This window comes from Vibrio sp. QJM3NY_15, from assembly GCF_057785995.1.
This window is the reverse complement of record NZ_CM173518.1, coordinates 1,066,237-1,086,871: the sequence shown is the minus strand read 5'-3', so window position 1 is coordinate 1,086,871 and position 20,635 is coordinate 1,066,237. Positions and strand designations below refer to the sequence as shown.

The window sequence follows — 20,635 nt, the reverse complement described above, 5'->3', positions numbered from 1 at the left end:
TCAATTTTCTGAGGTTGCCATGCTACTCAAACTACTACCCCTGTTGTCGATCATCTCTTTTCTTTTTACATCACAAGCAGCATATACAGAAGAACTCGAACCAGAACGAAAACCAGAGCAAGATCAAGGACAAATAGAAGACCTAGACGATCCTACCGCGCTGAGCTCATTTCTGGGAATACGAACAGGGACTAACGGATATGGTGCCATCGCGCAATTTGGATTCAATAGCCCCGACAGTGCATTCGGTCACAACAGCTTCATTCAATTTAAAGACGATTTTGAAACTCTACATCTACGCCACTTTTCGATCTATAAACAGAGTGGAACGGGGTTGTTTGTTGATATGCAGCGCAACAATGCCAATGCGATTTCCGTTAACCGAGCTTCTGTTGGCGCCATCCAAATAATCCCTATCTCAGACAAACTTAGGATCAACCCTGCCCTTCTATATGGCGAAACGTGGACAGACGACAAGCAAGCTCGAAAAACGCTGTTTCCAGATACATCAATTGTGACCTTGTATACCTTTATTCGCTGGCAAGTCGCCGACGACTGGTTCGTCAATTTGGTACCTCAATATACCTACAGCGTAAATGGACGAAAGATTCGCTTGTTTGAACTCGTCACCCAAGTTGGCCACAACATTACCAAGGAAACGAGCATGGCGATAAATACCGATGAAGACGACAACTTTTGGTTAACACTAAAGCACGCCTTTTAAGTCTGACTATGGTAAAACCGTTGGGCTTAACTGTACTTTGGCTAAACACTTGTAAATCATTCCATTTTTGGAAAAATAAATTACGTAGATGTACTGGAACTTTTTCCTATTAATAAGTGACCAATACTCAAAATAAGAATCAAATGGCCCCCAGAGAGTCCAAAAATGCATAAAAATAACTTCGAAATCCTTCAAAACTACCTAGAGTCTCAAATCATTGGTCAGCAAGAGCTCGTAAAACAATTGATGATCGCCTTACTGGCAGATGGTCATATCCTTGTTGAAGGGCCTCCGGGGTTGGCAAAAACCCGCGCAGTAAAGTCGCTGGCTGACTGTGTCGAGGGAGATTTTCACCGTATTCAATTTACCCCTGACCTATTGCCTGCCGACCTAACTGGTACCGATATTTTCCGTCCAGAAACGGGAGAGTTCACTTTCCAATCGGGCCCGATTTTTAACTCGTTAATTCTAGCGGATGAGATCAACCGTGCTCCGGCGAAAGTGCAAGCCGCTATGTTAGAAGCGATGGCTGAAAAGCAGGTGACCGCAGGTCGAAAAACCTATGCTCTGCCTGATCTGTTTTTGGTGATGGCAACGCAAAACCCGATTGAGCAAGAAGGTACTTACCCGCTGCCGGAAGCTCAATTAGACCGTTTCTTGCTCCATTTAGAAGTGGCTTATCCAGACATGGAAAGTGAGCTGGAGATCTTGCGCCTGAACCGAGGCGAAGCTCAAGGCAACGAATCTGTTCAGCCACAAGAGATATCTCAGCAAACGATCTTTGAAGCTCGCCAAGAAGTGCTCAACATTCACATGGCAGATACCATTGAGCAGTACATCATCAGATTGGTAATGGCGACTCGCCAACCTAAACAATACAGCGACCAACTTGATCAATGGCTAGACATGGGTGTCAGCCCGCGTGCAACTATCGCGTTAGACCGTTGTGCCCGCGCTCACGCTTGGCTTGCTGGCCGCGACTATGTTACTCCACAAGATGTTCAAGCGATGGCATTCCCTGTATTGCGCCACCGCCTGCTTCGTAGCTACCACGCACAAGCTGAAGGGGTCACTGCAAACCAAGTGATCGCACACCTTATCTCGTTGGTTGGTAGCGCATAGGGATAAGCGCATGAATAATCAATTACCCAATCATAGTGACGGTGTCACGTTAAATCTGGACGAACTGCTGCAATACAAAGCGCAGTCTGTTCGCTGGTTGCCTCCAGCCAAGAGCCTCTGGTCGCAACTAAACGGTCAACACGAGAGCAATCGTAAAGGTCGCGGGATGAATTTCTCTGAGGTTCGTCAATATCAGGCGGGCGACGACATCCGCAGCATTGATTGGCGCGTCACGGCGAGAACAGGCAAGGCGCATACCAAACTGTTTTCTGAAGAAAGAGAACAGCCTGTGATTTTGTTCTTAGATCTGTCGAGCAGTATGATTTTCGGCTCAACCTTGTTGCTTAAATCGGTTCAACTCGCGCACTTTGCCAGCCAACTTTGCTGGTTAACCGTCGCTCAAAAAGACCGTATTGGCGCAGTGATCGATACTGGCCAAGAGATCATTGAGATTAAACCCAGTGCTAGCAACCATGCTCCGCTACGTATTTTACAAAAAGTCATAGAAATCAATAACGCAGCGCTGATCAACCCAGGCAATCACAGCGACACAACCTTAGAGCATGGGCTGAAATCTCTTCACCAGCTTTGCCCGAAAGGCAGCGATATCATTATGCTCAGTGATTTCGTCCGTTATAACGAAAGTAATTACTCACTTATCAATCAAATACGTCGACATAATCGAGTTCGCTTGGTGCATTTTTACGATCCATTAGAGCAAGGTGTCACTGCTTTCAAAGGTTCAAAACAGATCACCGACGGCAATAAAACGCAATGGTTTAACTTTTCATCAAGCAAAGAAAAGGAAAAGCTCAGTCACGCATTTGATCAGAAGCAACAACAACTTATGCAAATGAGCCTTTCTCTGGCGATCCCATACAGTTCATTGTCTTGTGCGCAATCGTTAATGAGCCAAGTATCAGGAGTTCAGTCATGAATCAACCTCTCGACCTGAGCCCGATTATTACGCCAAGCGCACCGTCATGGTGGCCTTTGGCATGGGGTTGGTGGTCAGTCATTATCACGGCCATCGTTCTGATCACCATAGTATTTTTCATTGTAAAACGCAGACAAACGAACCAATACGCGAAGAACGAAGCACTTGCTTGCTTTCGTAATAGCCAGCTTTCAAATACCTTGTCTCCGAGTGCAGCTCAAGACATCGTTCGTCAGGCAGCACTAAGCTATTTCCCACGCGACAAAGTGGCAGGCTTATCTGGTGATGATTGGTTGGCGTTCTTAGATGCGCAATTGGTGAAGCCGTTGTTCGCCGCAAAACAATCGCAATGGCAACAAGCGCTCTACCAAGATGCAGCCTTAATGAACGACCAACAAAAAAAGGCTCAACAGCAATTGGTTAATGACTGCGAAACCTGGCTTCGTAAAGCCCTTCCTCCAAAGCGAGGTCGTTATGACTGATCTTTTAAACACGAGCTTACTAAATATTGAATTCGTTTGGTGGTGGATGTTTTTCCTCGCGCCACTGCCGTTTCTCGTTTACTTGTTCTCTCCTAAGGCGGAATCGAACAATGCCCTAAGGCTTCCATTTCTGCCCGAGGACAGCAATACCAAAACGCCGAGCAGTCGCTTACCCAAAGCTTTGTCGGTCATCATCTGGCTTTTATTGGTAACGGCCATGGCACGTCCAGTTTGGTACGGTGAACCGGTTGAGTTTCAGCCAAAACACCGTGATTTGATGTTGGTTGTCGACCTCTCCTACTCAATGAGTCAAGAAGACATGCAATTCAATGGCGAATACATCGATCGCTTATCTGCGGTGAAACATGTATTGAGTGACTTTATTGAGCGACGAAAAGGCGACCGAGTAGGATTGGTGCTATTTGCTGATCACGCCTACTTGCAGACGCCATTGACGTTAGATAGAGACACGCTTTCACAACAGCTCAATCAGGCTGTGCTAAAGCTGATTGGTACTCAAACTGCGATCGGTGATGGTATCGGCCTTGCCACCAAAACCTTTGTCGACAGCGATGCCCCTCAGCGTGTGATGATTCTACTCAGTGACGGCAGCAATACTGCGGGCGTATTAGACCCACTAGAAGCGGCGGATATTGCTAAGAAGTACAACGCGACGATTTACACCGTGGGTGTCGGTGCGGGTGAAATGATGGTCAAAGAGTTCTTCATGACTCGTAAGGTCAATACCGCTCAAGACTTGGATGAGCGTACTCTAATGGAAATAGCCAAACGCACTGGCGGTCAGTACTTCCGAGCGCGAGACAGCAAAGAGCTGGCAACGATTTACGACACCATCAACCAGTTAGAACCCGTGACGAATGCCACTAAGATATGGCGACCACAACAAGAGTGGTTTGTCTGGCCTCTGTCTGCGGCAATGTTCTTCGCATTTATGCTGTTAGCCATTAGGAGAAACAATGTCTAACTTTACTTTTATCTACCCATATTGGTTCTTGGCTCTTGCCGTGCTGCCCGCTATTTGGTGGCTTAGCAAGAGACAATCCAAGCAAGGGTTATTGGCGTCACACATCGCCCGTTATTTGGCTCCTGAATCGAACAAACCCTCGAAAAACCGCAGCACTTATTTCGGTGTTTGGTGGTTGGTCGGTGTCATCGCATTGGCCGGTCCAAGCTTTGAAAAAAATGAACAACCAAGCTTTGAAAAAACACAGGCGCGAGTTGTGATCATGGATATGTCGATGTCTATGTATGCCACTGACATTAAACCGAACCGTTTAACACAGGCGCGATACAAGGCTCTGGATCTGCTTTCGTTATGGAAAGAAGGCCTAACGGGAATGGTGGCATACGCCGGAGATGCTTACACCATTAGTCCGCTAACGTCTGACATCAACACCATCAAGAACCTCGTACCCAACCTATCACCAGATATCATGCCCTTCCAAGGCGGCAATGCAGAATCGGCAGTTAAGCTTGCGATTGAGATGATGACTCGTGCTCATATCTATAAAGGCGATCTGGTACTGATTGCTGATGATATTGATGGTCAAGAGAAGAAAGATATCGACTCGCTACTCTCTGGTAGTAATTGGACGTTATCAGTCTTGGCTGTAGGTACGGAAAGTGGCGCGCCGATCTCGTTACCTACAGGTTCGATGTTACAGACCGACTCAGGACAAACCGTGGTTGCGAAAACCAACGTAGGCAATATGCGCGACCTGACTCGTCGCTCTGGTGGCACGTTCACTGAAGTTCAATTTGATAACTCAGACGTTGAACACATCGCAAATTACCTCGACCGAGTTGCGACAACATCAGAAGTGACTAAAACCAATAACTCGCTCAATACCAGAGTGAACAACGGTTTCTGGTTATTGCCGTTTTTGTTACTTCCTGCACTTGGGCTATTTCGAAAAGGGGTCATTTGGTGTGGTCTAGCTGTACTTGTCTCGTTCAGCCAACCGAATACTGCGTTTGCAAATCCTTGGAAAACCGATGACCAAGTAGGTTATCAGTTGTATCAAGATGAGGACTTTCAACAAGCCGCAGAACAGTTCGAACAGCAAGAATGGAAAGGCATCGCGCAATACAAAGCCGGTGATTTCGAAGCGGCCGAGCAGACGCTGCAAGGTCTTTCTGGCGAAGATGCTCGCTACAACCTCGCCAATGCACAAGCAAAGCAAGGTAAATACGACCAAGCGATAAAAGAGTATCAACGCATTCTCGAAAGCAACCCTGAACATGCTTATGCGAAGAAGAACCTAGAGATTGTCGAACAAGCTCAGAAGCAACAGCAACAGCAACAGCAACAGCAACAGCAACAGCAAGACGATTCTGAGTCCAAAGACAAAAATGAACAAGACCAGCAAGGTCAGCAAGGTCAGCAAAATGATTCTTCGCAAAGCTCGCAGGATCAACAACAAAGCTCAGCTGACAATGGGAAGTCGCAAAGTCAAAGCGGCAGCCAAGATCAAAGCAATAAACAAGATCAAAGTGAAAGCCAAGCTCAGAATACTGACCAAAGCCAAGCTGATAGCCGCCCTGATTCCAAGGCGGATGAAGAAAACGACAAGCAAGCAGTGCAACAAAACAAAGCGGATCAAGCAGATAAACAGCCACAGGACAAGGGTGACTCAGTATCTCAGGCAGCCCAAGCACAAGAGGCTGCTAAGGAAGACACTGATAACAACGCTCAACAAGCTGCAGCACAAGTATCAGGTCAACCTATGTCGAGCGATCCTGATATGCGAAAACTTGAGCAAGTAGAAAGCGCTCGTGATCCGAGCCAATTGCTTAAAGCGCAAATGATTCTACAAGCACGACAAAAAAGTGCTCCTAACAACCAAAACAAAAAGTGGTAACCATGCGATTTTTAAACAAGCCATTTTTATCAATGCTACTGACACTGCTAATCGGTGTTTTCTCGTCACATTCTGTATTCGCAGCGACCGCTGTGGCGAGTGTTTCGCAAAACAGTGTTACCAAAGATGAAGTCTTTCTACTTAGAGTAGCAACCGATGAAAAAGTATCGTCAGGTGCTTTAGATCTAACCTCCCTTCAGAAGAATTTCTACGTCGGCACCCCAAGCTTTGGGTCATCGATGCGAATCGTCAATGGTAGCCGCACTGTGTCTAGCGAGTGGAATATTACCCTTGCCCCACTTCGATTAGGCCGATTAGATATTCCTAGCTTTGATATTGAAGGCGCTAAAACTAAGCCGATCACCATCAACGTTGCGGTTAATAAAGCCGCTCCAAAGCAGAGTGATATGGCCGAGTTTCAACTTAATCTGAGTAAAGACTCGCTATACCCTCAAGAGGTCGCGGAGCTTGATGTAAAACTCATCATTAAGGCTGATCCTAGAAGACTGCAAGATCCTAAAATTGCGCCACCAAGTTCAGCGCAATTAGACGTGGAACCGATTGGAGAGTCTAAGCAATTTCAAGATGTTATTAACGGACAAGAAGTCACGGTTGTTCAGCAATCTTTCCATATATCGTCACAACAAGCTGGGCAATTTCAGCTTCAAGGACCAAAGTTAACCGGTGCTGTTGTTTACTCAACCAACAACTCAAGCACGACGCGCCTTTTCCAGCTCGACACGCCTGTTGAAACCTTAGATGTCACAGTGAATCCGGTACCAAAAGGCTATCAAGGTGAGTGGTTACCAACATCGAACTTCAAGTTGATTCAGAAATGGTCAGATAGCCAAGGCAATGAATTCACGGATGGCAATGCTTTAGGTGACGACAAACAGAAGATTGAAATGGAAGCCGGTGATTCGTTAACTCGAACCATTACTATGACGGCTAGCAACTTAACGCAGCACCAACTGCCAAAACTGAATATCACCTACCCTAAAACGGTGCGTGTTTATGAAGAAAAACCGCAATTTGGCACCACTCAATCCGGTGATGCTGTCGTTGTTTACAAGCAAGTCTTGATTCCGAAAGAGGCTGGAAATATCTCGCTTCCTGATGTTTCTCAAGCTTGGTTTAACACTGAATCACAATCACAAGAAATCAGTAAAGCTCTTGGTCTTGAGTTGTCGGTTCAGGCAAGTGACCGTGCGACATCTAGCACATCACCAGTCACAGCACCGCCAGCCCAACAAGCCAGCCCGACGATTGTTACCGTAGAAAGCCCTGGAATCTGGCCTTATCTAACCGCGCTATTTGCTGCTTTATGGGTAATTAGCTCTGCGGTTGCTTTTTATTTCTGGTCACGCCGCGGTACAGCAGTAAAACCAAAGCAAAAAGATGAACGTCAACCCGATACGGCAGAAGCGCTTATTGCCGCTCTGAAAATGAAAGACGGTGTGAAGACGAGAACCTTGTTTGAGCAATGGAAAGCAGAAAATCCAGACTTGAGTGACGAGACAATAGAAGTGTTCGAAGCTGAGCTCACCAAGCTAAATCAGAGTCTCTATGCTGAAGCTGGCTCACCAAGTCAGTCATGGGATCCTTCTGAGGCAATCAAAGCGGTTAAGAAACCAAAACGCATCTCGAACAAAGCACACAAGAGCACATTAGAAAGGCTTTAATTAACCGGTGTTCTAAGTAAGCAGAAAGCTAATTAAGCAGAAAATCTGAGTAAACAAAAAAGAACGAAGCCGTGATGACCACATTGTGATCATCACGGCTTCAGTCGTTTTTGAGATAGGGAAAAATAAACGCCAGATTAAATCAGTGGCGTCGCGACCTTTCTTCGCTTTAGAGCAGAGACAATTCGATTTCGCCCTGAGTCTTTGGCTTGATACAAGGCTTTGTCTGCCTTGCCATACAGTAGATCGAAATCGAATTGGCGTTGATCAGAGGTGATTGAAGCATAACCGACAGATGCGGTTAAATACTGGCTAGTGCTGCTTTCACAATGAAGGATCTTCGCCTCTTCAATGCATTTTCTGATCGACTCTGCACGCTGTTTAGTTTCAGAGTGATGAGTGCCGATCATCAACAACATAAACTCCTCACCACCAATACGACAAAAGGTTTCCTTATCGCTATGAACATGGGCATTAAGTATCTTGCCGATGGTGCGCAGAGCAGCGTCACCTTCTGTATGCCCATAAACCGTGTTGTACAAACCAAAATGATCAAGGTCGACCAGTATCAATCCGAATGTGACTTCATCTTGTATGGCAAACGCCCCTTGATCATCGCAATTTAGATCATCTAACACCTGCGACAACATACGCCGATTTCCAAGACGTGTCAGCGGGTCTAATTTAGAGATGATATCCAACTGCTCATTGGCTCGTTCAAGCTCTTGAGTGCGCTTACTGACCTCTTGCTCTAGCGTCTCATTAAGCTTTTTGAGCTCCTCTTGCGCCATGGTTCTCTGTAGCACCTCAGCTAAACTAGAAGCGAAGATACGTATCACTTCACGCAGTTGTGAGGTTAAAGGGCTGCGAGTTAACAAATTGTCCGCGGCTATAAACGCAATCGGCTCACCCGTATTAGTGGTGAGCATCGTCATTGCCGTCCAACCGACTCCCACAATATTGAAATCGTGATAGATAGGCACCGACTCTTCAAAGGCGACTTGATTAGGACAAGCGCGAGCTGCAGCAACAATGTCACGTTCCACCAGCTCTGAGCGGTAATAGGACTCATCAACAATGTCGCCTTTTATATCCGTACCCCACGTGCCTTGCATGTAACTGCAGCTTTTATCTGTTAAAAAAACCGCTAACCGGTCTATCCCTAAGTGCTGAATAGCAAAACTGACCGCAGATTTACAGACTTCGCTTACGCTATCGCAGCGAGACAGTTCCACCATACTTGAGTGCAACATGCGGATGTTCTGTTCTTGCCGTTTGCGGATGTAGATCTGAGAAAGCAGAGAACCAAAGGATTCAAGCATCTGCTTTTGGTAATTGGTAATTGGTGAACGGTGAATGTAGTTATCCATTGCAATCCAACCAACGGGTTTATCACCTTCACGTAAGATCAACATTCCATTCCAGCCCTGCCCTACTACTTTTCCTTCGGTGTAGAGGGGTGCCTGTTCGATAATAACCAAGTTGGTGTGATTGTCTGATAACGCTTCGATGTATTCCGCTTCGAGTTGATGCAAGTCGTACTGGGTATGATGTTCGCTGTTGGTTTTACCGGCCTCATCAGTACCATAAGTGCCGCTAAAACAGCGCTTCTTCATATCGAGTAACATGAAGATCGCACGGTCAAAGCCTAGACGGTCGCGCACGGCTTCTACTGACGCTTTATACAATGCATCCAACGACTCAGGATTAGAAAGCTCTAACGCAACCTGATGAACCAGCTTCATGTTCTCTACAAATAGCTCACGTAGCTTTATCTCATCAAGATACTGCGCTTCACGTGTGTCTCTGTATTTTATCTCCAGCGCAGCGTTCTTTTCTGCACGAATGCATTGCCAACGTGCTGCCGCTAATTGAAGAACATCGAGCCCTTGGTCGAAGGTTTGGCTGATCTTTTCTGCATTGCAATTTTGGACAATTAAATAAGTTCTACAGGCAGGCGCGTTGTCTAGCATCATGATAAACGACTCACCACCCAACACCTCCATGTGCTCCCACTTACAGGTATTGATGGCCATTGGCAAGACACCATCAGCCGTGTCGAACTGCGACACCCAAGGCCAGAAGGTCGTGGGATAACTTGAAAGAGAGGTCACCTCACCAAAAGAAAATAGCGGCAACGACTCACTTTCCAGTATCGGCTCAGCAAATATTCCTATTCCTTTCGGAGTAAGCACCTCAACAAGGTAATCAAATAGAGATTCTGCCAACAGACGGTGGTCACGAGTAGCAGATATTTGTTTTGCAAAGGCTTTAACAGGCACAGCTTCCGTCCATTGGCGAATGAGAGTGAAGCAAAAATACCGAAGCATTGATATGCAATCAATGTAACTAAAAATGAGATGTTAAGCGGGTCGCAATTTCAATTTTTACATTATCACAAGCATGAGAAGAACGACAAAAATGGGATTTTCTGCCCAAAATTTCATCGACATTAAGACTTTTTTAGAGGCATAAAAAAGCCCCACCTAAAGTGGGGCAAAACTTCCATCGCTTATAGTTATAGTGATAATTCTGTCGATCTATTCGATTATCTAACCTGCGTTTCAGTTAGCGTACTGCCTTTTAAAAAACTAAAGCAGCACTGAGTTAATCGAATTAACCAAAGTCACCGTTTACGTAACCTTTAGTACGATCATCTTTTGGTTCGCTGAAGATAACACTCGTTTCGTTGTGCTCTACAAGCTCTCCCATTAGGAAGAAAGCCGTGCGGTCTGAAATACGACGCGCTTGCTGCATTGAGTGCGTTACGATAACGATAGTGAAGTCTTTCTTCAGGTCTTCCATCAATTCTTCAATCTTGTGTGTCGCGATTGGATCGAGTGCCGATGTAGGCTCATCCATCAAAATCACATCCGGCTCCATTGCAATCGTACGAGCGATACATAGACGCTGTTGTTGACCACCAGACAAACCAAACGCGTGTGCTTTAAGACGATCTTTTACTTCATCCCAAAGTGCCGCACTGCGTAGTGAGCTTTCTACTACTTCATCAATGTGTTTCTTGTCTTTGATACCTTGAGCTCGTAAGCCGTAAGCAACGTTCTCGTAGATGCTCATTGGGAATGGGTTTGGCTTTTGGAATACCATACCTACGCGAATACGCAAGTCGGCCACATCAATGTTACCGTAGATGTTCGTGCCATCCATATCCAGCTTACCTTTGATAGTAACGCCTTCAATTAGGTCATTCATGCGGTTCAAACAACGTAGCAGCGTCGATTTACCACAACCCGATGGGCCAATCAGAGCCGTTACCTGACGCGTTGGGATTGGCAGGTTGATAGACTTAAGCGCTTGGTTTTCGCCGTAAAACAGATCTAGGTTCTCAATATCAAATTTGTTCATTGTCGTATTCTCTAAATTCTTAAATTCGTGTCTAACTTGATGCTTTCTTTATCACGGGGGCTCTTTTGATTGTTGAGCCAGCTAATGAGCTTAGTAAGTTGCCGTGTTGAAGCGTCTCGCAATCAGTTTTGTAACCATGTTGATCAAGAGAACCAATACGATTAGGACTGTTGCCGTGCCGTAGGCTTGGTTCCACTCATCGATAGTAAATAGCTCTGTTGTCAGCTTATATAAGTGAACCGTTAGTGTACGGCCAGAATCAAATACCGATTCAGGAACACGTGCCACCATACCTGCTGTTAAGAACACAGGTGCTGATTCGCCAATTACACGACCAATACTAAGAATGACCGAAGTTAAGATACCTGGCATTGCGCTTGGTAAGATCAAACGCCAGATAGTGTAGATTTTTGAAGCGCCAAGGCCGTATGAGCCTTCACGATAAGTTTGTGGTACTGACATCAATGCTTCTTCTGTAGTACGAATGATTACAGGAAGAATCAGGATACTTAGTGTTAGTGCACCCGACAGAATCGAGAAGCCAAGACCAAGAATCGAAACAAAGAAGGTCATACCGAACAGACCAAAGATAATCGACGGAATACCAGCTAAAGATTCGGTACAGAAACGAATCACTTTAACCAGTTTACTGCCCACTTTTGCGTATTCAGTTAGGTATATCGCCGTCATAATGCCGAGTGGCGCCGCTACTGCAATCGATGCGATAACCATGTAGATCGTGGCAATGATCATTGGGAAAATACCACGTTCTTCACCGGTACGAGTGTAGTCGTCGGTGATGAAGTTCCAGTCTACGTATTGAAGGCCATTCGATAGGATGTACCAAATGATCCAGAATAAGAAACCAACGGTGACTGCCGCTGCTGCCCAGATAAAGCCTTTCAAGACATTATCTTTCATTTGACGTGCTTGTTTTAGTTTTACGCGATCCATATTACTAATCCTCGCCTACTTCGTTTTTTCACGATTAAGATAAAGCAGAGCACCATTTAACATCATGATGAATACCAGAAGCACAACGCCGGTAGCGTATAGTGCACTCGCGTGAATGCCACTTGCGTAAGACATTTCAATAGCAATGTTTGCGGTTAGCGTACGAGCCGAATCCAAAATACCTTCTGGCATAGCTGGCGCATTACCCATCACCATGATGATTGCCATCGTTTCACCCAGTGCACGACCGATGCCCAAAATCACACCCGTCATAATGCCTGAACGTGCCGCAGGAACGAGTAATTTAAAAATCGTGTAGATTTTCGAAGCACCCAGTGCCAGTGAGCCTTCTTTGTACGTACGAGGTACAGCGCGGATCGAAGTTTCAGAAACCGTAATAACGGTAGGAAGAATCATGATACCCAGAACAATGATACCCGCGAAGATAGTGTTACCCGCTGGTACTTGGAAGATGTTCTGAATCATAGGAACGATGATTACTAGACCAAAGAAGCCGTAAACTACCGACGGGATACCCGCGAGAAGCTCAACTGCTGGTCGAATAATATCGGCAAGACGCTTAGGAGCAATCTCAGCGATAAAAATGGCGGTTAATACACCAACTGGTACACCAACAACTACGGCACCAAGCGTCGAGACAATCGATGCAACAATCATAGTTGCAACACCGAATAGAGCTGGCGGTAACCAATCCACACCCAGAACGATGCCAGAAACACCGGCCTCTTGGAATGCAGGGATACTCTCTGCAACGATAAAGTAAGCGATAACGGCTAGTGATACGATGCCGATTACAGCACTCGATAAGAACAAGCCGTGGAAGATTCTTTCTCTCCAGTCAATGCGCTTCTTAGCACGTAGACTCGGCTTATTGATTTGAGTCGCTTCAGTATTCATAAGCTTTTCACTATTTGCGATGGTCATATATAAAATCTCAAACTTTGTGGCTCAAAAAGAGCTCGAAATAAACAAAGTTGAAAGAAAAGGCTCAGCCTAAAGCAGGCTGAGCAATAATTAAGTGTTGGTCAGTTAAGATTAGTTAACTGTGATGTAGCCTTTCTTACCAGCGATAGCTTGAGCTTCGTCTGCAACCATCCAGTCTAGGAATTGTTGAGTTTCAGCTGTTGGAGCGCCTGCTTTGTAAAGAACTAGGAAAGGACGAGCAACTTTGTAAGAGCCGTTCTTAACGTTATCAACTGATGCTGCTGCGCCGTCGATAGTTAGAGCTTGAACTGTGTTGTCTACAGTACCAAGAGAGATGAAGCCGATAGCGTATGGGTTGCTTGCTACAGAAACTTTAAGTGCGCCGTTACCGTTTGCAACTTGAGCACGTTGAGAGATAGCCGATACTTTCTTGTCGCCAATCTTCTTCTTAAGTTTCATGATGTCTTCGAATGCACCACGTGTACCAGATGCAGTATCACGAGTGATTGCTACGATTGGCTTGTCTGCACCACCAACATCTTTCCAGTTAGTGATGTCACCTTTGTAGATTGAAGTGATTTGCTCAGCTGTAAGAGCAGATACTTCGTTATTTGGGTTAACAACAACTGCGATACCGTCACGAGCGATAACGAGCTCTTTCAGGTCAGCTGTTTTCTCTTCTTCTTTTAGGTCACGAGAAGAGATACCAAGGTCAGCACTTCCATTTTTTGCTGCTTTGATGCCTGCAGAAGAACCCGGAGCTTGAATTTCGATGAACACTGGTTCGCCTTTATTCATGTAGGTTTCTGCAAAAACTTCAACCAGTGGAGAAGCACTGTTAGAGCCAACTACAGAGATAGTTTCTTTAGCTGAAGCTGTATTCACTGTTAGAGCGCCTAGTAGTGCGATTGCACCGATAACTGTCTTTTTCATCACAAATTTCCTTTAGTGGCGTTATTGCCGTAATGTTGTTTTGCTTGAACGAGGCCTACTTTAGAATCCGAATGTGACAGTTGTGTTTCACTTAATTGAAGCCTATATGACAACTACAATTTATTTTCTTGTTTTCCCCCTACCAAATAACCTTGAAGTAATAAATTAGCCTCACTCATAGGCACTGAATATTCATTCCAACCTATTTAAGTCAAACCGCTCAATATCTCGCCATCCCTCTTATTACCTAATACCACACAAGGTTCTGTGCTAAATAACCCTACCTTAAAAATGGCTAAAGCCTTGTTTGTACGATAAATAATCAGAATTTATGAAATACCTATCGCATATATAAAAATAGCATCTATTACTGATTGAATTGTCATTCTCAATAGTTAGAATCACTGACTAATAACAATAATAACAATTGCTTCTGCTCATTTACTTATTCAAAGAAGGACAATACATGCGACAACTTCTCAGTGGCTTATCTATAAAAATACAAATTCTTATTCCAGTACTCTTTTCCGTCGTACTACTTTTGACGGGTGTCATTATCGGTGGTGACAAACTGGAAAATGCATTTAAAGATGTATCAACAGCAACAGATCAACTCATTCTACATAAAGAAGAACTTAGCGAAATCGTCGACAACAGCTACGGAATGCGCATCAAAGCAATCTATAGCTTATTTAATCCTGACGACGTCAAAACGCTTGTCGAAACGCTAAATCAAAAACGTGACCAAAATTCTCGCCTACTGAGCTCGCTTGATACCGTACCAGGCATGCAAGATGAAGTGGCCGCAATGAGCAAAGCGATGAATCACTACGTCGACTTTTCTCGCACCACTATGCTTCCTCTATTAAGAGCAAAGCATGGCAGCGCAACGCTACCTTCTGACTTTGATAACCGCTATCAGATCGCAATCGACCAATATCGTCACGCGGGTAACGAAATGGTGCAGGCTATCAACCTCCTTTCAAAGCAACTGAACCGTATTGCTACTCAAGAAGTGGACATCAATGGCCAGCAACACACCAGCACACTCAATACCGCAACCATCGCACTGTTAGTGATTCTTTCAATCGCATTAGTCATCAGCTGGACGCTGGCTGGCATCATTGTTAAGCCGCTTAGCAATATCCAAGAAACCATGCGCGAAGTAGCAAAAGGTAACCTGCTAGTAAAAGCGGAAGAGCATGGCGACAACGAAATATCTCGCCTTGCCCAAGACGTAAACAAATCCGTTGAACAATTGCGCGACACAGTAAGTTCGCTATCTCGAATCAGTATTGAAGTGGCGTCAGCATCAACAGAGTTGGCGGCAGTAATGACGCAATCAAGTGCTAACTCTGATCAAGAGAAGCAAGAAGTGGAGCAAGTTGCTTCTGCCGTGAACCAACTTGAGAGCACAGCATCACACGTAAACGAGAATGCAGTACAAGCCGACTCAGCGTCTAAGCAAGCCGATGAAATGGCGACGCACAGTATGAGCTTGTTTAATGAAAGCAACCAAGCCAATGAGCAAATGGCGATTCAACTCAGCGAAGCGGCAAACGTTGTAGGCACGCTAAAAGAGCACTCTGAACAAATTGGTAAAGTGATTGAGGTGATTCAAAGTATCTCTGAACAAACTAACCTGCTTGCACTTAATGCCGCAATCGAAGCCGCACGAGCTGGTGAGAGTGGCCGTGGTTTCGCAGTGGTAGCCGATGAAGTTCGAATGCTGGCTGCTCGTACGCAAGATTCAACCAAAGAGATCCAAGCAATTATCGAAGGCTTGCAGGTTCAATCGGGTAACGCCAATGAGAGCATGAGCAGTTCACTGTCTATGTTAGAGCACAACCAAACGCTCTCAGGCGAGGTGAGCGCAGCCCTTTCTGGTATTGCTAACTCAGTAACCGACATGACAGAAATTAACACTCAGGTTGCCTCTGCCGCAGAAGAACAAAGCCAAGTGACTGCAGACATCAACCGTAATATCTCAAACATCTACAGCCTAGTAAGCCAAAACGTAACCGGTATTACTCAAGCCGCAGCAGCGAGCCACGAGCTATCTAACTTAGCCGAGCAGCAAAAGCAGCAGTTGGATTATTTTAAGGTATAGGGTTTAAAGTCTAAGCTTCAAGGTCTAAGCTTCAGATCTAAGTTAAGACCTATATACCAGAACCTAAAAGGCCGTGGAAAACCACGGCCTTTTTATTTACGCATTAAGAACTAAATCATTCTGCAACTAACAAGACGCTAAATTTATATTGTGCGGCGTTGTACTGGTAAACCTCACCATTAATCGAATCAAACGTCATCACGCTCTGACCATCACTCGCAGGAGTTGAACTCCATATATAAACGGCTAAGTTTCCAGCTTCAACGTTAAACGTATCACCAAACACCTTGTGACTCATTGCTGGAGAGTGGCAAGCCACTTCTTTTAATGACACTAACTCTTTGATGTTTGGCAAGCGCCACTCTTTTTCACCACCGAACTGATGCAACGCATGACTGCCACTCTGATCATTAATTGATTCAACCATAGAAAGCGCACTCTGCCAGTGATACGTTTCAGCAGGCCCACTACAAGCTAATGTCTTCGTATCCCAAGTTTTACCCAGTTGGCAACGCATCCAAGTTAACCCTGTCAGTTCATCGCTAAACGTCCCATTATCATTCGCAACATAACGCGTGCTCGGAGCCGATTTTTCCATATCTAAACTGCACTCTTGTGCCATTGCACCCGCAGAAAACAGAGCCATTAAAGTGATGGAGAGTAAATTTTTCATATCTATTGACCTTGTAGTGAAACTAAACGAATTGGGAATTGGAACGAGTCATAATTATCCGAAGAATCAACATCACCTGAATAGATCTCTATAGAACCAACAACCCCTCTGTCTGAACCCTGGGTTCCAATCTCGTTGTAATAGAAGCCACCTTCAACAGCTGTGTTTGTATATTGGCTATAAGTAATGGATTGAGTCCATACCGAACCAGTGTAAGCCGTATAGTCAATACCAAGGGTTTGATGTGGGAAGTACTTGTAAGTTAAACCATAAACTTCACCATCCGAGTTGGTTTCTGTCTCACCGAAGTCGAGCACGTTGTAGAATTCATTGAATGTTGGCAAGCGCCAATCTGACTTGCCGCATAAGTTCATTGCATTGATATGTTCAACGTAATCTTGAGTGGTACATATCGCATCGCCTTTCGTTTTACACGTCGCTAAATCAACATCTTGATCGTAAGGCGTTACTAGTCCGGGTAGCTCAAGCGCTAATATGCGATCTTTATATTGAATAGAGCTTTCGTCATCCGTTTTAGATTCCCAAATCAAGCCACTGCGTTGATCCAAAACACAAGACCACTCCGCAGCATCATCAGCAAGCACCTGACCACTTGAATCTAACTTTGCGAACTGGAAACCATTGCCGGTATTGTCATTCAGCTCTGTTTTATCAAAGCCGTATTCTGCATCTTGACCTGGGAATGAACTCTGTGGTTCAACGACATTTTGTGTGTCATCGATATCTGAGAAATAGCGTAAAACACCCGTATCATTCAATGCTGTCGAAGCTTTTAACTCTCCTTCGAGGAAATTCGCAAAAGCAGTAACTTGGTCATTAGTGAGTACTCCACCTACATAATCGGCCGCACTCTTATCAAATTTCGCACTCAATTGAGCCAGCATGAACGCACGATTAGAGTGCTTAAACGCCTTAATTGTTGATACGATATTTTGTTCCAGACTCGCGAGTTCAGATGCAGATAAATCGTCTTGAATATCGCCAGATATAGTGATGCCACTTTTCGCCAACTGCGCTTTTAATTTGTTGTTAGCTTCAGCTACCGTCAATCCGTCAGCAACATAACCCGCCAATAGTGAACTGATACCATTAATCTCATTTCCCGTATTTTTTTGAAGACCGGGAGCGGCAATATAAGCGTAAGAAGATGCAGAAGCGCTCGTGCTATTGGCTGCAATCCCCGTATCCACCTGAGCTAACAAAGGAACCGATAAAATCGACTTCTTAGTACTAGTAATACTAAATTCGCCATTCGCGTTAGCCGTCGAGCTTGGTTCTCCACTCTCACACATGTAGTTTTGATTTATGTCTGCACAGACCTTACTTTGTAAATCTACATTCTGTGCTGTCACTGTACCTGACACGGTATAGGTTGGTGCTGCTGATGCAGAGGTATCGGAACCGCCCGAACCACCGCAGCCAGCAAGAGCCAAAGAGATGGCCAAAATTGTCAATTGAGGTTTCATAGAGTTATCTTCTTGTTTTGTTTGTAAAGAGCCTTGCCATTAGAGACAAGTAACGCGTACCAAATGACCTGCCGAACGAGAGCAAGGACATGAATAGAATTGATATGAGTGAAGCTGAACCACCAGAAGAGCCACTGGTAACTGTTGGTTCTTGTGGTGAAGTCGTTGTTTCTCCACATTCGTATTTCGAAATCGTGCCAAGCCCCCACCGTTTTAAGTGCCCAGTTTCACCATTTACGTAATCGGCAATTTCTAAACGCCAAGACCCGTTAATAGGCTCCCCCTTAAACGAATCAAGAACCGAGTCATGCTTAAGTGTGAAGTAACCATCAAAGCCAGAAAATCGCGTCGATTTATGGTTAAGTAAATCGACTCGTGTTCCCTTCGGAGAAATAAGGGTCACCACTAAATCACTCAACCGAGGGTGATCGATATCTAAATACAGACCGAAATTTTCGTCTGCGGTCTGAGCCGTGCCATTTAGAGTGAAATTGAATGTTTTGAAGCCAACGATCGGCTGATTAGTTGAGCTAAACCGGCTATCAGGAAGGTAACTGTTCACTTCTTTGATATCGGATTCGAGTACAGGTAAGCCATATACAAGAGACAAATCATGTTTCCAATTTTGTGATTTGAGGGCGTCGTTGTATCGGTAATCGACACTCGTATTCATCGCGACTGAAGAACCACACATCTCACCTGTCGTAAGTGTCGCTTCAATCGTTAGTTGGTTAACAGGAGGACTAACAAACGACTTCATCAATCCTGAAATATTAATTTGGCCATCCACTTGAGCCTGTCTCAACGTCGGGTACAATTCCATCGTCAACGGCTTCTTTGGATTAACATAACGATCAGGAACCTCTACTTTAAATGGCTCAATGATCAATCCATTCACATCAAACTTTTGCTTCAATATTTCGGCATAATCTCGATTCGGATACAGCTTTTGAGCCACAAACAGTGTGCTCTCAGCTAGGTCGTGCATTTTCAATCCACGACCTAGCCCGTACATAGACTCGAGTATGATTGAATCGAACTCTTTAAAAGCGAGCTCACCATATTGTTCAACCGATGCTTTCAGAGCTTGGAACAGTGGTGTTGACCAAAGCTCATCGCCTAACTCACCAGCAACACTTTCATGCGGACGATATTCCGCTTGTCTAAAGTAACGTGCTCTTTGGTTCCATAGGCTACGAGTGGTATTTCTTACGCCAAAGTAACCATCCCAGTTAAAAACAGTATCTATCTCGAACTCTTGCCCGCGAGTCTGTGCATTTTCATATTGAGTACGAAAGCTAAAGCTGCCCGCCCAGTAGTCTCCAAACCCTTCGCCGATGGCACCTGTATGACCATAAGCCCAATCTTTTACTATGTGATAATGAATTCCATGTCCAAGCTCATGCAGAATTACGTCACCATCTAATGCATCTGGAGAGCCACCGCCGATACCAAACAAAGCCGCTTTGGGGCCATAATAGTATGTCGAGTTATCTGCAGATAAGCCTCTGCCATCGAACTCAAGCGGGGCATCAAACAGATCAAAGCCCAAGCTACTGATATAGCTTAAGGACTGATCTAGATGGGCAAATACCATCAATTGAGGGAATCGCACATCTTGCCAATCCACATTTTGCAGCTCGTTCAGATCGGCAAACTTTGTGAGACCTTCAGCTGCGAGAAAATTTGAAGTGTCACGGTCCGTTGTCGCACCTGAGTCTGGGTCAAGTGAATACAAGGCTGTTGCATCAACCTGAGATACACGAGCATTGGTAAGGTAGATACCATCGCTATGGTTCAATACCTCCACATCAGTTTGTACATAATGTGGAAGACTCGGGTATTGGCTGACATCGGTTAATAAAGTTTCTGGTGGTGCTGCTCTGTCCATGGTTCTCAAATCTGGACTAAACACGTTCACATGAGTAGCAACAACTTGCCCACTGCTTAAGCTTGGCGCTCGCTCTGCTTCTAATAAACGAGGAACTTCCAGCTCAGCAGCCGTTGTCGGATTTCCGTTGAGTAACACGGTATTTTCTAAGCTTCTGAAAACACGCGACACCTGTTCGTCAGAGTTAGTGGATAGAACCACAGATTTCTGTTGTTGGTACTCACCTTCGATCAATACATCGAAGTTGTAGTGACGCCCCAACTTAGACTGTGTTTCATAGCGAAACCTCAGCGTACCAACGTCAGGATAAGCTTCTTCTAAATAAGCCTTAGCTTCTTGTTGCGTTGTCACAACGGTATTACCAATTGGGTAATCCCACTCGGCAGCACTGCTTGTTGCTGAAACCAACAACAAAGCGAGGTATAGAGGACTCTTTTTCATGTGTCC

Annotated in this window: 16 protein-coding genes; 8 read left to right on the top strand and 8 right to left on the bottom strand. The window is 45.0% G+C overall.

All coding sequences use genetic code 11. The annotated features are described in order from the left end of the window. Nucleotides 1–19: 19 nt before the first annotated feature. The 7 genes from AC3CKG_RS21195 to AC3CKG_RS21165 all read left to right on the top strand — a co-directional run bounded on the left by AC3CKG_RS21195 (nt 20) and on the right by AC3CKG_RS21165 (nt 7,829). Nucleotides 20–724 (top strand): hypothetical protein, encoded by a 705-nt coding sequence (locus AC3CKG_RS21195; protein WP_488529295.1) that lies wholly within the window; start codon nt 20–22, stop codon nt 722–724. 165 nt (nt 725–889) lie between these two features. Then, nucleotides 890–1,846 (top strand): AAA family ATPase, encoded by a 957-nt coding sequence (locus AC3CKG_RS21190; protein WP_017081852.1) that lies wholly within the window; start codon nt 890–892, stop codon nt 1,844–1,846. 10 nt (nt 1,847–1,856) lie between these two features. Beyond that, nucleotides 1,857–2,783 carry a DUF58 domain-containing protein gene (locus AC3CKG_RS21185; protein ID WP_488529294.1) on the top strand — a complete coding sequence of 309 codons (927 nt, stop codon included), beginning with the start codon at nt 1,857–1,859 and terminating at the stop codon, nt 2,781–2,783. Next, nucleotides 2,780–3,265 carry a DUF4381 domain-containing protein gene (locus AC3CKG_RS21180; protein ID WP_488529293.1) on the top strand — a complete coding sequence of 162 codons (486 nt, stop codon included), beginning with the start codon at nt 2,780–2,782 and terminating at the stop codon, nt 3,263–3,265. The genes AC3CKG_RS21185 and AC3CKG_RS21180 overlap by 4 nt, the downstream gene beginning before the upstream one ends. Beyond that, complete coding sequence (locus AC3CKG_RS21175) at nt 3,258–4,250, top strand: vWA domain-containing protein (protein WP_488529292.1); 993 nt, start codon at nt 3,258–3,260, stop codon at nt 4,248–4,250. Before AC3CKG_RS21180 ends, AC3CKG_RS21175 begins: the two co-directional genes overlap by 8 nt. Further along, nucleotides 4,243–6,147, top strand: a complete 1,905-nt coding sequence (locus tag AC3CKG_RS21170) for a VWA domain-containing protein (RefSeq protein WP_488529291.1) — start codon at nt 4,243–4,245, stop codon at nt 6,145–6,147. Before AC3CKG_RS21175 ends, AC3CKG_RS21170 begins: the two co-directional genes overlap by 8 nt. Nucleotides 6,148–6,149: 2 nt before the next feature. After that, a complete protein-coding gene (locus AC3CKG_RS21165) occupies nt 6,150–7,829 on the top strand; it encodes a BatD family protein (protein WP_488529290.1) in 1,680 nt (559 codons plus the stop codon). A gap of 137 nt (nt 7,830–7,966) precedes the next feature. Here the strand turns inward: AC3CKG_RS21165 and AC3CKG_RS21160 are convergent, their stop codons facing one another. The 5 genes from AC3CKG_RS21160 to AC3CKG_RS21140 all read right to left on the bottom strand — a co-directional run bounded on the left by AC3CKG_RS21160 (nt 7,967) and on the right by AC3CKG_RS21140 (nt 14,027). Beyond that, nucleotides 7,967–10,111 (bottom strand): sensor domain-containing diguanylate cyclase, encoded by a 2,145-nt coding sequence (locus AC3CKG_RS21160; protein WP_488529289.1) that lies wholly within the window; start codon nt 10,109–10,111, stop codon nt 7,967–7,969. 334 nt (nt 10,112–10,445) lie between these two features. Continuing rightward, nucleotides 10,446–11,195: a phosphate ABC transporter ATP-binding protein PstB gene (gene pstB / locus AC3CKG_RS21155; protein WP_065111481.1), complete on the bottom strand. Its 750-nt coding sequence runs from the start codon at nt 11,193–11,195 to the stop codon at nt 10,446–10,448. Between the two features lie 90 nt (nt 11,196–11,285). Beyond that, nucleotides 11,286–12,149, bottom strand: a complete 864-nt coding sequence (gene pstA, locus AC3CKG_RS21150; RefSeq protein ID WP_004732038.1) for a phosphate ABC transporter permease PstA — start codon at nt 12,147–12,149, stop codon at nt 11,286–11,288. Between the two features lie 15 nt (nt 12,150–12,164). Continuing rightward, on the bottom strand, nt 12,165–13,094 hold the full coding sequence (gene pstC / locus AC3CKG_RS21145; RefSeq protein ID WP_004732040.1) for a phosphate ABC transporter permease subunit PstC: 930 nt from the start codon (nt 13,092–13,094) through the stop codon (nt 12,165–12,167). 111 nt (nt 13,095–13,205) lie between these two features. Next, entirely contained in the window at nt 13,206–14,027 is an 822-nt protein-coding gene (locus AC3CKG_RS21140) for a phosphate ABC transporter substrate-binding protein (protein ID WP_017104886.1), read from the bottom strand. Nucleotides 14,028–14,493: 466 nt separating this feature from the next. On the opposite strand from AC3CKG_RS21140, the gene AC3CKG_RS21135 reads away from it, so the two are divergent. Beyond that, nucleotides 14,494–16,137, top strand: a complete 1,644-nt coding sequence (locus tag AC3CKG_RS21135) for a methyl-accepting chemotaxis protein (RefSeq protein WP_488529288.1) — start codon at nt 14,494–14,496, stop codon at nt 16,135–16,137. A 115-nt stretch (nt 16,138–16,252) separates the two neighbouring features. Here the strand turns inward: AC3CKG_RS21135 and AC3CKG_RS21130 are convergent, their stop codons facing one another. Genes AC3CKG_RS21130 through AC3CKG_RS21120 form a run of 3 tightly spaced genes read right to left on the bottom strand, consistent with a single transcriptional unit; the run spans nt 16,253 to nt 20,629 of the window. Further along, nucleotides 16,253–16,810: an Lcl C-terminal domain-containing protein gene (locus AC3CKG_RS21130; RefSeq protein ID WP_099165822.1), complete on the bottom strand. Its 558-nt coding sequence runs from the start codon at nt 16,808–16,810 to the stop codon at nt 16,253–16,255. Between the two features lie 2 nt (nt 16,811–16,812). Next, complete coding sequence (locus AC3CKG_RS21125) at nt 16,813–18,297, bottom strand: Lcl domain-containing protein (protein ID WP_488529287.1); 1,485 nt, start codon at nt 18,295–18,297, stop codon at nt 16,813–16,815. Between the two features lie 4 nt (nt 18,298–18,301). Then, nucleotides 18,302–20,629 (bottom strand): proprotein convertase P-domain-containing protein, encoded by a 2,328-nt coding sequence (locus tag AC3CKG_RS21120; protein WP_488529286.1) that lies wholly within the window; start codon nt 20,627–20,629, stop codon nt 18,302–18,304. Nucleotides 20,630–20,635 lie beyond the last annotated feature (6 nt).

What these genes read in the sequence shown, in the direction of transcription:
- AC3CKG_RS21195 (WP_488529295.1), top strand. Translation starts at nt 20, where the DNA reads ATGCTACTCAAACTACTACCCCTGTTGTCGATCATCTCTTTTCTTTTT.
- AC3CKG_RS21190 (WP_017081852.1), top strand. Translation starts at nt 890, where the DNA reads ATGCATAAAAATAACTTCGAAATCCTTCAAAACTACCTAGAGTCTCAA.
- AC3CKG_RS21185 (WP_488529294.1), top strand. Translation starts at nt 1,857, where the DNA reads ATGAATAATCAATTACCCAATCATAGTGACGGTGTCACGTTAAATCTG.
- AC3CKG_RS21180 (WP_488529293.1), top strand. Translation starts at nt 2,780, where the DNA reads ATGAATCAACCTCTCGACCTGAGCCCGATTATTACGCCAAGCGCACCG.
- AC3CKG_RS21175 (WP_488529292.1), top strand. Translation starts at nt 3,258, where the DNA reads ATGACTGATCTTTTAAACACGAGCTTACTAAATATTGAATTCGTTTGG.
- AC3CKG_RS21170 (WP_488529291.1), top strand. Translation starts at nt 4,243, where the DNA reads ATGTCTAACTTTACTTTTATCTACCCATATTGGTTCTTGGCTCTTGCC.
- AC3CKG_RS21165 (WP_488529290.1), top strand. Translation starts at nt 6,150, where the DNA reads ATGCGATTTTTAAACAAGCCATTTTTATCAATGCTACTGACACTGCTA.
- pstB (WP_065111481.1), bottom strand. Translation starts at nt 11,195, where the DNA reads ATGAACAAATTTGATATTGAGAACCTAGATCTGTTTTACGGCGAAAAC.
- pstA (WP_004732038.1), bottom strand. Translation starts at nt 12,149, where the DNA reads ATGGATCGCGTAAAACTAAAACAAGCACGTCAAATGAAAGATAATGTC.
- pstC (WP_004732040.1), bottom strand. Translation starts at nt 13,094, where the DNA reads ATGACCATCGCAAATAGTGAAAAGCTTATGAATACTGAAGCGACTCAA.
- AC3CKG_RS21140 (WP_017104886.1), bottom strand. Translation starts at nt 14,027, where the DNA reads ATGAAAAAGACAGTTATCGGTGCAATCGCACTACTAGGCGCTCTAACA.
- AC3CKG_RS21135 (WP_488529288.1), top strand. Translation starts at nt 14,494, where the DNA reads ATGCGACAACTTCTCAGTGGCTTATCTATAAAAATACAAATTCTTATT.
- AC3CKG_RS21130 (WP_099165822.1), bottom strand. Translation starts at nt 16,810, where the DNA reads ATGAAAAATTTACTCTCCATCACTTTAATGGCTCTGTTTTCTGCGGGT.
- AC3CKG_RS21125 (WP_488529287.1), bottom strand. Translation starts at nt 18,297, where the DNA reads ATGAAACCTCAATTGACAATTTTGGCCATCTCTTTGGCTCTTGCTGGC.
- AC3CKG_RS21120 (WP_488529286.1), bottom strand. Translation starts at nt 20,629, where the DNA reads ATGAAAAAGAGTCCTCTATACCTCGCTTTGTTGTTGGTTTCAGCAACA.